Raw genomic sequence first — 12,997 nt, forward strand, 5'->3', positions numbered from 1 at the left:
TTTTTTTATAGTTCCAGCTTCTTTTTTATGATCTCTTGATGGTTTTTATCTTCAAGATCTATATCTCCAGAAAGAAAATATACCCTATTTTCTTTAACGAGTATGATATAATTGCCATCATAATAGGAGATGAAATCGGTCAAATCCCCCGCTTTAACATATATATGATTAGAAAGTTCGTACTCATCTTTAATATCAGATACAAGCATATCAACCACAAAGTCATTGATACATTGAGCCTTAAGTGTCATCAACTCTTCTTGACTGCCTTTACAAAAATAATAGTCATAAGACACAAGCATGGACCGGTCCTTTTTTTCCCATTCATAATCGTCGCCCTTATAAGAAAAGTCCTCTAACTCTAAAAGATGACTTTTATCAAGGGTTTCTTTAACTGTTGGTATGTCAGATATAAACTCAAGGCTAGATATTACGGCAACTACAACAGCAACTAATAAGATAAGATTCATTTTTTTGCTTAAATTAAATCTATTGCTTACATACTTAAAAGCTAAGGTCAAAACCATTAATATACTCATACCTAAAAGCACTTTCCATTCATTGTAGAAGAGCAGAGATGCAAATAAAAATATGCAAATCACTAGTGCTAGATAAATCATTGTATTAAAAGTTTTTACAAAGAAGACTGGTAGAAACCAAAGTTTCTCTTTTCTGATCAGATTGACGATTAGCCATGTTAGGTCCACTATAATTTGTAGGGTAATCAATCCATAAAAGAGAACTCTAATGAAATAAAAAGACATATCAGCCTGATCTAATATATGTAAGTTTATCAATGAAGGAAAATCAAAATTTCTTGCTGAAAACAGCATATATAAAGCCATGATAACAAGAAATAAATCTGACTTGACTGTTGCCACTAATGTATCATGACCGATTACTTCTTCGTCAAGGGGATGTTTTGAATCCTCATTATCCGAAACATAAATCTGAAAGAGTGAATTGCTGGCCACATACTTATAACCACTTGATTCCATCTCATTTTTTATTCTCATATTTGGCGTCGTTTTGGGTGCTTGAAAAGCTTTATGTGAATAAAAAGGATAAGCAAAGTAATGAACTTTTCTCTCTGTTTTTTTAAATCTATAGATCATATTGCCAGCTGACTCTAGTATATAACCTTTTTCTGCTTCTTTATTTAAAAACAACTCCAAATCCAACTTAGACAGTGGATGGAAACTTCTTATCTTAATCAATTTTATCACCTCACATATAGGTTATCATAAAACTAAATCAAATGTAAAAAAAAGCATACTCCCGCATGCTTAGTCTCTTGCCATATAGCCATTCGGCATAAAGTTTTCTTCAGGCCATTCTCCATTCTCTCTTAGATATTGCCTTCTTTTACACTCATTATGTCTCCCGCCTCTGCAGTAAATTCTTATAAATCCTTTGCATTGGATATTTTGATCACTTTCATATTTCTTTTTAAACATGCATTCATCACTAACTGGGCATAACATAATCTCATCTCCTATTCTTTCCAAACAAACTCTTTTAAATAATCATATGATATTTGATCACTTGTCACATGAGGAAATCCTAATTGTCTACCAACAAAGCCACCATGATAGTCCGAGCCACCTGATATCTTAAGATCATACTTCTTGCAATAGTCCAGGTAATAGTCCACTTCACGATCAGATTCAGTATAAGGGGAATAGCATTCTAAACCATCTAAGCCTTGTAGTCTAAAATAATCCAGTATTTCTACTGGAAGACCGCCTTTTCCATTAGAAGAAGGATGGGCCATAAAGACGCCTGCACCAGCAGCATGAGCAGCCTCGATGACTTCCTTAGGTTCAGGAAACACCATTCTAGCAGGACACTTATCGCTGATTTCAAAGTAGTCATATATATCTTTGACCAAGCCTTTTTTCTTAAAGAAGTTCAAAGATGGCCAGCCACCAATAAAGGGATCATCTTCATAGTCTAAGAACTCTTCTAAAGATACCTTTGGCTCCATAAATTTCACAATTGCCTTATCATAGTCGCTACGAATCTTGATGCTAGCATCTATCAATGACTTAAAAGTTTCATCAGATGCATCATAACCATAGACTGTTAAATGATACTCTTTTCCTTGATAGGCAGTTGCAATTTCTACTCCTGGAATAAATGAAAGGTTCTGACCTTTTACAGCTTCTTTCATTTCCTCAAGACCATTTATCGTATCGTGGTCGGTCAATGAAAACAAGCCAATGCCAGCATCCATGACTTCTTCTACCAGCGCCTTACATGTCAGCTTACCATCTGAGTGATAAGAATGCATGTGCAAATCTACTTTCATTATACCAACTCCTTAAAGCCAGCATATGGCTCCATAACATAAATTTCAAAGGTTGATTTACCACCTCTAACCAAAGGTAATTTAGCCAAGTAGTTTTCTGCTTCACGTTTTGATACACATTCCATAATCAAAATCATTTCATTTGAATTTTCTTTTTGATTCATCTCTCGTATGTAACCATGTAGATAAAGAGCATACATGGCCTTGCGCTGTTCAGCAAGTAAAACCTCTTCACCCAACATTAAAGGACACAACTCATTTTCTATTGCTAAAATCTTCATTTTACCCCTCTATCATTGGCATCAACAAGCCTTGATCATTTAACTCATGGATTTTAGAACAATCACCAATAAAGTCACCTTCAACAAAAATCTGTGGTAGAGTTGTGCACCCTGTTTCTTTGGCTAATTCATTTAATCTGTCGTCGCCGAAAGGAATCATAATTTCTTCATATTCAACATTTAACTCATCTAATAGTTTCTTTGCTTTAATACAGAAAGGACAAGTCTTAAAAGTCCAAATCTTTACTGCTTTCATTAATTCACCTCAAACTTTCTTCCTGACATTCTTAATCTTATTACATAATTCAAATTCAAAATAATATATAATACAAGTGCTATACTTACAAAATCAACAGTTTTAATCAGCAGAGCCAATATCAACATAACAATACACATAACCCCTGTTGCTATAGCTGTAAAATACATAAGTTTTTTTACATAAAGCGCAAAAGCAGCCTTATCATAAGTTTTCTTTTCATCGTAGCTTTTTAAAACATCTACGTACTGTGTCATACCAATATATCTTCCAAGAAAGAAAATAATTACACTTGGTATCAATCCTAATAAAATAATAAAAGGGCTCATCTTTCCTCCTAACTTCTTATATTATCTCTAAAATAATGGCCTAATGCAAGTCTAAAAGCCATTATCATGGTCAATCTAACGCTTGAAAATCCTAAACATGCTAGAGATATAGTTTCTAGAATCTTTTTAACTTTACTTATCAAGAAACTCTGTATTGACAAAAAGGTGCCAAACAAGTCCTCAGGACATAAAGTCTTCTCTTTCTTATGAAAACAGGTTTTCATACCAAAAAAGTATTCTCGAAAGAATACTTTTTACTATAGATTATCTCTAATAAAATCGATGATGTCATGCCAGCTGGCATTCTGAGAAATACCATTACCTTCTGGGGTACCACCTAAACTAAATGATAATTGTTGAAAAGATGTGGTTGGTAGACAGCCAGGACCACCTAATATCTGACCAGCCTCATATGTCTTTACGGTACAGTCTAAACCCTGTTTGATTCTACCTGCCATCATGACACTATCCCAGCGTTCGTCATGTTTCCCGGCTAAGAGAAGTGTTTTAGCACGAATTTTTGAAGTATCAATCATGGCATTCTCATGATTATAACATGGCTTCATGGCATAAGTCTTTTGGAATAAAATCCTTCCAGCATACAACTTCATCAGTTCCAACTTGTTAACCTTAGAAAAAGATACTGGCTTTCCTTCATAAGTCCAAGAGGATTTAGAAGTCGTAATCTGCTTAACCACACTCTGATTGATTACATCACACGGATTGGCAGCAATTAAGACTTTCAAATCACTTCTCATGCTGGCAATCTTTAGCGCTAGCTCTGCCCCTCTTGTGCCACCCATGATACCAATTCTGTTTTCATCAACAATAGGTATCTTTTTCATATAATCAATACTTCTTAAGATATTTTCTAAAGGCAACTCTTTAAATTCTCCTGGGAGATTACCATAGCCACAGATGGGAAGTGCAAGTGTTGCAATCCCCTTTGAAGCTAAAAGTCTAGCATTGACCTCAACACCTTCAATACCTTCTTCACCTGCTACATGAATCATCACAGGCAGAGGCTCGTCACTTGGTATATAAAAAAACTTGGCCGAAATGTCATCTAAGGCTTTGACTTTGACTTCTGGTAGATTTCTAATCACCTTAAATCGATAGACTTCATGAAGATCGTTTTGAAAAATATCTATGATATAGTAGCCCATATCTTCTTCACTGAGTTTATCTAAATGGCTTAAGTCTAAATCGTAGTCCATGGTAGCTGATTCCATAGACCAAAAGAGTCCTGACACATCAGCCTTTGAGTACATACCACCTATTGGCTTTGACTTATGTGTATCAACAACACCGTTAACCGGCTCATAGACACCATAAGAGTAATCAATGTCACCATCATGATAAAAACGTCGTAGATAGATCTGTACATCTTCTAAGGCTTCTGTTTCAATTCTTATGTATATAGGGTCACCTAACAATACTTGTTCCTTTTGATTAATCTGTATTTTCATCATTTACTCCAATAAATATTTCTTAGTCATTGTAAGGCCAACACCCTCTTTGCCTCTAGATTGAATGTCTCTAATCAGACTTGAGCTGATATGTTCATACTCCTTATCACAGAAGTAATAAACAAATTCCTGGTCTGGTAGGAAGTCTTTAATAACATTTCTTAAGCCCTCTTCATGTTGGAGGTCATAAGCATTTCTAAGACCACGTACAACAAAGACTTCACCATGTTGGCTAAGATTTTGAATCTCAGTTGTAATCAATCCATTGTAATATATGATCTCTCGATTTTTGATTGTATCTGGAATAGCCACTTTCTCAATGTCTCTTTTATCGTAGTTGATACCTACACCAATAACCACCTTATCAAATGACTTCTCAGATTTCTTTAAAATGTTATAGTGACCAATATGAAATGGATTAAAAGAACCTGGATAAAAGCCAATTTTATAAACTTTTTCTGAGACAATATCTCTAAGTTCTAACAAAGTAGCATTACCCGTTTCCTCATAGGCTCTATTAAGAAATGCAACTCTGCCTTTCTTATATTCCTTTACAGGCAGATACTGATGTTCAGAAAAAATATTCTTTTCCCAAGTTAACAAAGAGTTGATATCTGTCTTATGTAAAATCAGACGGTCTACTCTCATAATCTCCTTGGTTAAGGCATCGCCAGCAGCATGAATATTTTCTGTAGCCATAATCAAATCATAGACCTTGTCTTTAAACTCGTGTTCACCAAAGCAATGCTCATAAAAAAATTCAGCTGAAGCCTTTTCATGATTTTCACTTCTTACATCAAACATAATGTCGTGAAATAAGATGGCAATAATCAACTGATCATCATCAATTTCTATGATACTGAGTAAGTGTTCTATATGATCAAAGTTGTGATAATATTTGCTGTGATGGTTATATATCTTCTTAATCTGTTTAAGTTCAACATCTATTTTATGTTTGCTTAAAAGCGCTTCTAAATCTATCTTTTTATTTAAATACTTATTTGTAATCATAATCGTCCTCCACACCTAACTATACCACATTTTGAATCCTATACCTATTTACAAAGTATAAAAAAATAGATAATACAAAGTATTATCCATTTACAACTTTTTTGAGATGATGAACTTGTCTAATTTTACAGCTTTGGCAGTTCTTAAACTTAATACCTTCTGACTGACATCCCGAGCAGTTAATCTCTCTTGGCAAGACGGTCATATTGAACATTCTCGACCACTTAATAGCCGTATCCAGACGCATTCTATCATCATCATTTTCACTTGCTATATAAGCAGCGCAAGTCTTACAATTGATACCACAATATCCTTCCATAAAATCATCCCTTTCATAGAACAAGAATACCACAATTTTTCAACAAAATCAAACATATGTTCGTCATTTGAATATGGCCTCTTCTTTGCCGAACTTGATGGCATCACCACTATTTAGCTTATACTTTTTTTGACTTTCCAAACGTTCACCATTCACAAAAGTACCATTCTTGGTGTTTATATCTACTATGTAGTAGTCATCCGATTCTTTAACAAGTTCAGCATGAACGCGCCCTATCGTTAAGGCTTCAGGCAAAGCATAATCTACTAAAGATTTGGATCTACCGATAAGAAAAGATGCCTTGTTAATAGGAATAGAACCATGTTCAAAGTCAAGTATTCTCTGTTTCTCCTCCTGAGGCATGATCACAGTTTGACTATAATCCACAAGTTTTTCTTTTTCTTTTTTAAAGAGACTTTTAATCCAGTCCTTTTTTCCCTTCTTTTCTTGCTTTAGGCTTGTCAACATGGCATCAAAGACCATGACATCAAATGAAGTATCTTGAAGGTAGGCAATCATTTTTTTTACCCTAGTATCTCCCTCTATGATACTTAAATCTATGGTAAATAATAAGCTCAGAAAAAGCTCTCTCATCGACTTATGTAAAACCACATTATAAGAATGAAGAGGAATATAAAGGAGTCTTACACAAATACTTTGAACATCTATAAAAACATAGGTTTTATCCAGGACTATTTTAGATGAGTCCAGTAAGTACCGATCTGCCGTCCATAAGCTATCTATCAGTTTCTTCATGATGTGTTTCTGTTTTTCAAAAGACTTGCAATGATTCTTAAAATAAACCTCAATTGGAATCAAAGAAGTCACATCATACTTAAGCCTTCCGTCTAACTTACCTTGTATAAAAACACTTTGGTCACTATAAAGAATCATTTCATGTTGATAAGAAATTAAATCCTCTTCTTGATAAGTCAGACCTAAAATCGTATAGGGGCCATTCATCTCTTTAAAAAGGTGCATACATGCTCCAAAATGAAAAATCGTGTTTTAAGGTATCTTCTAAAATACCTTCTACAAACTCTGTTATTTGCTCCTTAAATATCAGTGCTATACCAACAAGAATTGCAAGTAGTATGACTACCTCAATTGTTCCAAAACCATCTTCTTTTCTCATAAGCCTCCTTATATTACTGTAAATAGTTGAGACAAAGCCGGTACCATCATGGCTATGAGAATTGATATCAAGGCCATCATCATTGGTAAAAGAAGTTTTGTACTGGCTTCCTCTCCTTTTTTTAGATAAGAACTCCTTCTTTCTTTCCATAAGTCATCTAGGAGTTTATCTAATAAAACAACGGTTTCTTTTGAGCCATGTTTTTCGTCTTGGGCAACAATCCTACAAAATCTAGTCATACTCGTCATTTGCATTTGATTGGCCAAATAAATATAGGATTTAACAAAACTCGAGCCATTAATCACCCTTTGATTTATAGCACCTACACAGACAAACAAGACGCCATTTCTTGTAGAAACTTCTATGGCTTTTACCATTGGCATACCAGCTGTAATCAACAGCTTTATTGACATGATCATCACAGGCATTTCATTATGTATATCAGAAACAACCTGCTTGTTCCATTCCTTTAACTTCAAATCATGGTAAAAGATAAGACCTAAGGAACAAGCCATACCATAGAAAATTGCAAGCCCCTTAAGAAAAGTCAAACTCACTAGTAATGTGGTAACTCCCAATATAAGACTCTTGACCTTTTTTCTTATGAAACTAATCTCAGCATCTTCAATAAAGAGCCCTTGCCTCTTTAAATAGATACTGTATTTAGCTATTAGGTGATTCATGACTTGATACTTTACAAGTCTTTTTATCAGACAATCTACAAGCTTATTCATCTTATATTTATAATCCTTTTTCCAATTATATATGCCGCAAGGTTGCCTAATAGGATAAGTGTCATCATAAGCCTTCCAACTAATGTCTCATATAAGATGCTGACATAATCGTATTGGGTCAACATCATAATGCCTAAGAGAGCAATTGGTGCACACATCATAGCCATAAATTCAAATCTTTTGGCAGCAATCATAACCTCAATTTCTAAAGTCAAGTCAATGGCATCAGATATTTCTATGATGGTTTGTTTGATCACGTAAGTAATATGACCGCTATAAAGGTAAACGGCTTCAAGGGTTTGTACAAAACGATCTATATAGGCTTCATCAAGGGTTTCTGAAAAGGTGACCCACGCCTCTACATCTGAAACACCACTTTGTAAATGTCTGTTCAAGGTAGCGTAAGCCTCCTTTAGTTTCTTATGATTAAAATCATGAAGCTTAGAAGTTTCATGGACTGCGTTTCTAAAAGATTGTCCAACCATCAACTCTCCGTAAATACCATTAAGAAGCTCCTTAAACTCGATTTGCAAGACTTTGCCTTTATCGTTTTTCTTATAAGCACTCAGAGAAAAGCCAAGTACAGATAAAAATATCATGGCTATGTAATGTCTGTAAAAAACATAGCCTAAGACAAGTCCCGTCATAGCGCCTATGACCTTAGTCCTCATACTTAAACCTCGACTTTAAGACATACTTTCCATCAAAAGAAAGTTCATCTACAGAAACAACCCTTCTCTTGCCATCTCTCTGTCTCTCTAGATGAATGAGTAAATCTATAGAGTTTCCAATCATATGTTTAACAGCTACTAAAGGGATATCAAGATGAGATATAATCATCAGCTCCAAGCGACTTAACATATCCTTTGAAGAATTAGCGTGACCTGTAGACATGGAGCCGTCATGCCCCGTATTCATTGCCTGAATCATTTCTATGGCTTCTGATCCTCTTACCTCACCAACTATGATCCTATCTGGTCGCATCCTAAGAGAGCATTTAACCAAAGAAGACATATCTACGCCACCCTCACCATCGTAATTTGGTGTTTTGGTTTCAAGTGTGACCAAGTTCTTGATGTTGTTGATTTGAAGTTCAGCAGAATCTTCTATGGTAATAATCCGCTCATCTTCTTCCAAATAGGTGGACAAGGCATTTAAAAATGTCGTTTTCCCAGAAGAGGTTCCACCAGAAACAAAGATATTTTTTCTAGCTCGAACACTTTCAATCAGATAGGACTTAACATGGTCATCTATCAGTCCCATAGTGACGTAGTCTTCAAGTGTAAAAGTCCTCTTAAAAAACTTACGAATGGTCACAATGGGGCCATTAACTGCAACAGGTTTCATGACGATATTGACTCTAGCACCACTTGGAAGCCTTGCATCTACGATTGGAGAAGAGGCATTGACCCGTCTGTTAACCTTTGAAACAATTCTTTGAATCACATTGTTTAAATCCTCATAAGAATCAAAGCATGTAGAGGTTGTAAGCATCCGTCCTGACCTTTCTATAATAATGGGTTCTAATCCATTGACCATGATTTCATTGATATTAGGATCATCTAGTAGCTTTTGAAGACGACCCAATCTGTATAAATCATTGTAGACGGTTTCTGCTAGATGCTGACATTCATTTAGGGGCATTTCTTGTGGTTTACGGCTATAAATAAAGTTCATCAGCTCTTTATATGACAACTTATCAGATAAAGACAGAACCTGTCTCTTTATTTCAAGTTCAAATGTTTGGCCATTATATGTTGTAACATTTTCGACTGCCATTTCTTCTCCATAACTTCCTGATCTTCTTCTAAATAATATAAGTGATTAACCATCTTTAGTATGTTTTCATGGGCCGTTCCTTTACTTGAGGCCCTATTAATAAATACACAGTAATCATCTGTACTCTTATGTTTGTAGTAAAACTGAAATCTATAATAATGATTCAAATTTTGTAGGATACACATAATCTTCTTGTGGATTTTAAGTTCTTCAAGCCAGGCAGTCTTATAACCAAAATCAATGACAACACTAGAAAAACCAACTTGCTCCAGTATATCAATGAAATTTCTTAAACTGTCTAATGACACTTGTTTTAAATCATAGATGGTCTCAACCTGGTCTAAAGTCGAAAATGAATCTTTCATAAACTCTGATAACCTATTCTTAAGTTTGTCTGGGTCATTGTGTAGATAAAACAGAACATCCGTTAAAGACAAACCACTTTTTTTCTCTAAATAATACTGACTACTGGGCGCATGTTCCAATGAAAACCAGAGCGTTCTGCCCTTTTGACTAAGATATTCTGCCAAGTTTAAACTCAGACTTGTAGAACCTGCTGAAGAAACCACATTTGAAAATCCATAAACTCTAAAAGGAGAATGTCCTGATAAGTCAGCCTCATGTATGGATGTTAAAAACTCCATGAAATCTTTGCCAGATTGATACTTTCTAATCTTATGGGTCATGACTTGATTCTTATCACATAAAGTTAGGACGTGATTTTCATTATATGTCTCTTTCATATCTTGATCACAGATAATAACTGCATCCATTTCGATATCACCAAAGTACAAGTCCAACCTGTCACTATAGTGTTTTTCATAATATCTTTTTAGTGCTTGAACATACATTTTGTCTTTGCTTACAATCTTAAATTTCATAACCACCTCAAACATATAATACATTATTTACCATAAATTGTAAATAACAATTCAAAAAAAATCTCCTACATCAGTAGGAGACTCATTTATTTAATTATAGTGATCTTTGGCAACCAGTGCAGCACCAATGATGCCAGCATCATTGCCTAACTCTGATATAACAAGCTCTACATCAGAAAACTCTGATAAGAAATACTGCTTGTCTACTTCTTTTTTTAGTCTTTCAAGTAAGTAGTCACCAGCACCTGATACACCACCACCTAAGGCGATTCTTTCAGGATCTAAAAGTACCAGAACATTAACAATACCTCTAGCCAAGTACTTGATAAATCTCTCATATGTTTCACATGCAATTACATCTTCTTCTTTAGAAAGATCAATAACATCTTTTGCTGTGATCTTGTCAAGCTCTCTAAGTTTTGATGGTAACTCAGTAGTTTCAACTAAGTGTTCAGCATACTTGATAATAGCTGTTGCAGAAGCAAAAGTCTCAAAACAACCATTGGAACCGCAGTTACAGTCATAGAAATTATCACCGATAATCATATGTCCAAGCTCTGTACCAATACCATGACCACCTCTTACTTCGCGGTCGTCAATGATGATACCACCACCAACACCTGTACCAAGTGTCACCATAATACCATTTGCCACACCCTTTAATGAACCAATTTTATATTCTGCATAAGCAGCAACATTGGCATCATTATCAATTGCAATCGGTAAGCCTAGATTTTTAAGACCATCCATTAACCTCACATGGTTCCAGTGTAGATTTGCACAAGTCAAAACCACACTCATATCTTTATTAACCAGTCCTGGAATACCTATGCCAACTGCTTCAACCTCTTGGTCAGTAGAATTTCTTAATTCATCAATTAGCATATAGATATCTTTAATTAATTCTTCTGCTGGTCTATCAGCCATTGTAGGAATGCTTTTCTTAAAGATAAGCTCTCCCTCATCATTCACCAAACCAGCTGCAATATTTGTACCGCCTAAATCGATCCCAATTAACATATCTACTCCTATTTCTTAAGTAATTCTTCTCTTAATGCTTCAAAGCCTGGCTTGCCTAGAAGGGCAAACATATTTTTCTTGTAATCCTCTACGCCTGGCTGATTGAATGGATTAACACCTACCATGTAGCATGACATAGCGCATGACTTCATAAAGAAGTATAATAACTTACCATAGTTAAATGGTGTTAATGATTCAATGTTTAAAATAACATTTGGTACACCACCATCAACGTGAGCTAAGATAGTTCCTTTACATGCATTCTTGTTAACAAAGTCCATAGTCTCGCCAACTAGGTAGTTTAAGTTATCTAGGTTTTGTTCATCTTCTTCAATAGCGATATCACAAGCAACATTTTCAACATTTAAGATTGTCTCAAATAAGATTCTCTGACCATCTTGTACGTATTGACCTAATGAGTGAAGATCTGTTGAGTAATCAACTGCAGCTGGGAATAAGCCCTTGCCATCTTTACCTTCTGACTCACCAAATAACTGTTTCCACCATTCAGCAGTAAAATGTAACTGTGGTTCGTAATCTACGAAGATCTCAATGTCTTTACCATTGTTTAATTGGAAGTTTCTAAGTGAAGCATATTGGTAACAAGCATTCTTGTTTAAGTCTAACTCTTGATATTCTTCATAACCTGCAGCAGCACCAGCCATTAATGCATCTACATCAATACCCGAAACCGCGATAGGTAACATACCAACACTCGTAAGTACAGAGAATCTACCACCGATATCATCTTTGATACCGAAAGTTTCATACCCTTCTTGATCTGCTAATTGACGAAGTGCGCCTCTCTTGTAGTCTGTAGTCGCAATAATTCTTTCTTTAGCACCCTCTTTACCGTACTTTTCTTCCATGTATTTTCTGATGATTCTAAATGCTAAAGCAGGCTCTGTTGTTGTACCTGATTTTGAAATAACATTCACAGAAATGTCTTTACCTTCAATTGCCTCTAAGAAATGAGTCATATATACAGGACTGATGTTATTCCCCAAGAACATCACCTTTGGAAACTTTCTTTTTTCATCGCTTAAGTCATTGAAGAAAGAATGGTTTAGCGCTTCGATAACCGCTCTTGCACCTAAATAAGATCCACCGATACCTACAACTACTAGGATATCTGAATTACCTTGAATCTTTTTTGCACAATCTTTCATTCTGTCGAACTCTTCTTTGTCGTATGTAACAGGATAATCTAACCATCCTAAGAAGTCATTACCTGCACCTGTCTTTTCGTGAATAACTTTATGAAGTTCGTTCACTTGATCTTGATAGTTTAACAACTGATCTGTTGTTATGTTTGCCTTTGAATAATCAACTCTGATACTCATTGTTACCTCCATATATAAATTTTAGTTATTCCCCCAATTTCTTAATACCCACTGGTATTAAACACTATCACTTATTATACAATAAAATCGGTATCGTTTCCATGTCATTATGAGGAATAAGAAAAGATT

The 12,997-nt window shown here is 35.1% G+C and carries 17 protein-coding genes; all 17 read right to left on the reverse strand.

The window, feature by feature from the left end; genetic code table 11:
- Positions 1-5: 5 nt before the first annotated feature.
- Positions 6-1,217 (reverse strand): DUF2812 domain-containing protein, encoded by a 1,212-nt coding sequence (locus EZV73_RS09285; protein ID WP_240840016.1) that lies wholly within the window; start codon positions 1,215-1,217, stop codon positions 6-8.
- Positions 1,218-1,286: 69 nt separating this feature from the next.
- Positions 1,287-1,508 carry a hypothetical protein gene (locus EZV73_RS09290; RefSeq protein ID WP_240840017.1) on the reverse strand — a complete coding sequence of 74 codons (222 nt, stop codon included), beginning with the start codon at positions 1,506-1,508 and terminating at the stop codon, positions 1,287-1,289.
- Positions 1,496-2,311: a PHP domain-containing protein gene (locus tag EZV73_RS09295; protein ID WP_240840018.1), complete on the reverse strand. Its 816-nt coding sequence runs from the start codon at positions 2,309-2,311 to the stop codon at positions 1,496-1,498. Before EZV73_RS09295 ends, EZV73_RS09290 begins: the two co-directional genes overlap by 13 nt.
- Positions 2,311-2,592, reverse strand: coding sequence for a hypothetical protein (locus EZV73_RS09300; protein ID WP_240840019.1), 282 nt, complete (start codon positions 2,590-2,592; stop codon positions 2,311-2,313). Before EZV73_RS09300 ends, EZV73_RS09295 begins: the two co-directional genes overlap by 1 nt.
- Position 2,593: 1 nt before the next feature.
- The gene (locus EZV73_RS09305; protein ID WP_240840020.1) at positions 2,594-2,848 is read right to left on the reverse strand and encodes a glutaredoxin domain-containing protein; all 255 of its coding nucleotides are present in this window, start codon (positions 2,846-2,848) and stop codon (positions 2,594-2,596) included.
- The gene (locus EZV73_RS09310; protein WP_240840021.1) at positions 2,848-3,177 is read right to left on the reverse strand and encodes a hypothetical protein; all 330 of its coding nucleotides are present in this window, start codon (positions 3,175-3,177) and stop codon (positions 2,848-2,850) included. Before EZV73_RS09310 ends, EZV73_RS09305 begins: the two co-directional genes overlap by 1 nt.
- A gap of 257 nt (positions 3,178-3,434) precedes the next feature.
- A complete protein-coding gene (locus tag EZV73_RS09315; protein WP_240840022.1) occupies positions 3,435-4,646 on the reverse strand; it encodes an acyl-CoA thioester hydrolase/BAAT C-terminal domain-containing protein in 1,212 nt (403 codons plus the stop codon).
- Positions 4,647-4,649: 3 nt separating this feature from the next.
- Positions 4,650-5,657: an adenylyltransferase/cytidyltransferase family protein gene (locus EZV73_RS09320; RefSeq protein WP_240840023.1), complete on the reverse strand. Its 1,008-nt coding sequence runs from the start codon at positions 5,655-5,657 to the stop codon at positions 4,650-4,652.
- A gap of 82 nt (positions 5,658-5,739) precedes the next feature.
- Positions 5,740-5,976 (reverse strand): DUF3795 domain-containing protein, encoded by a 237-nt coding sequence (locus tag EZV73_RS09325; RefSeq protein ID WP_240840024.1) that lies wholly within the window; start codon positions 5,974-5,976, stop codon positions 5,740-5,742.
- A 63-nt stretch (positions 5,977-6,039) separates the two neighbouring features.
- The gene (locus tag EZV73_RS09330; protein ID WP_240840025.1) at positions 6,040-6,957 is read right to left on the reverse strand and encodes an FHA domain-containing protein; all 918 of its coding nucleotides are present in this window, start codon (positions 6,955-6,957) and stop codon (positions 6,040-6,042) included.
- A complete protein-coding gene (locus EZV73_RS09335; protein ID WP_240840026.1) occupies positions 6,944-7,111 on the reverse strand; it encodes a Flp1 family type IVb pilin in 168 nt (55 codons plus the stop codon). Before EZV73_RS09335 ends, EZV73_RS09330 begins: the two co-directional genes overlap by 14 nt.
- A gap of 8 nt (positions 7,112-7,119) precedes the next feature.
- Complete coding sequence (locus tag EZV73_RS09340) at positions 7,120-7,845, reverse strand: type II secretion system F family protein (RefSeq protein WP_240840027.1); 726 nt, start codon at positions 7,843-7,845, stop codon at positions 7,120-7,122.
- Positions 7,842-8,516 carry a type II secretion system F family protein gene (locus EZV73_RS09345; RefSeq protein ID WP_240840028.1) on the reverse strand — a complete coding sequence of 225 codons (675 nt, stop codon included), beginning with the start codon at positions 8,514-8,516 and terminating at the stop codon, positions 7,842-7,844. The genes EZV73_RS09340 and EZV73_RS09345 overlap by 4 nt, the downstream gene beginning before the upstream one ends.
- Entirely contained in the window at positions 8,506-9,624 is a 1,119-nt protein-coding gene (locus tag EZV73_RS09350) for a CpaF family protein (RefSeq protein ID WP_240840029.1), read from the reverse strand. The genes EZV73_RS09345 and EZV73_RS09350 overlap by 11 nt, the downstream gene beginning before the upstream one ends.
- A complete protein-coding gene (locus EZV73_RS09355; RefSeq protein ID WP_240840030.1) occupies positions 9,570-10,505 on the reverse strand; it encodes a hypothetical protein in 936 nt (311 codons plus the stop codon). Before EZV73_RS09355 ends, EZV73_RS09350 begins: the two co-directional genes overlap by 55 nt.
- 90 nt (positions 10,506-10,595) lie before the next feature.
- Positions 10,596-11,525, reverse strand: coding sequence for an ROK family protein (locus tag EZV73_RS09360; RefSeq protein ID WP_240840031.1), 930 nt, complete (start codon positions 11,523-11,525; stop codon positions 10,596-10,598).
- 8 nt (positions 11,526-11,533) lie between these two features.
- On the reverse strand, positions 11,534-12,868 hold the full coding sequence (locus EZV73_RS09365; protein WP_330637018.1) for a glucose-6-phosphate isomerase: 1,335 nt from the start codon (positions 12,866-12,868) through the stop codon (positions 11,534-11,536).
- Positions 12,869-12,997: the final 129 nt, after the last annotated feature.

Source organism: Acidaminobacter sp. JC074 (assembly GCF_022496765.1).
Taxonomy (GTDB): domain Bacteria; phylum Bacillota; class Clostridia; order Peptostreptococcales; family Acidaminobacteraceae; genus JABXKX01.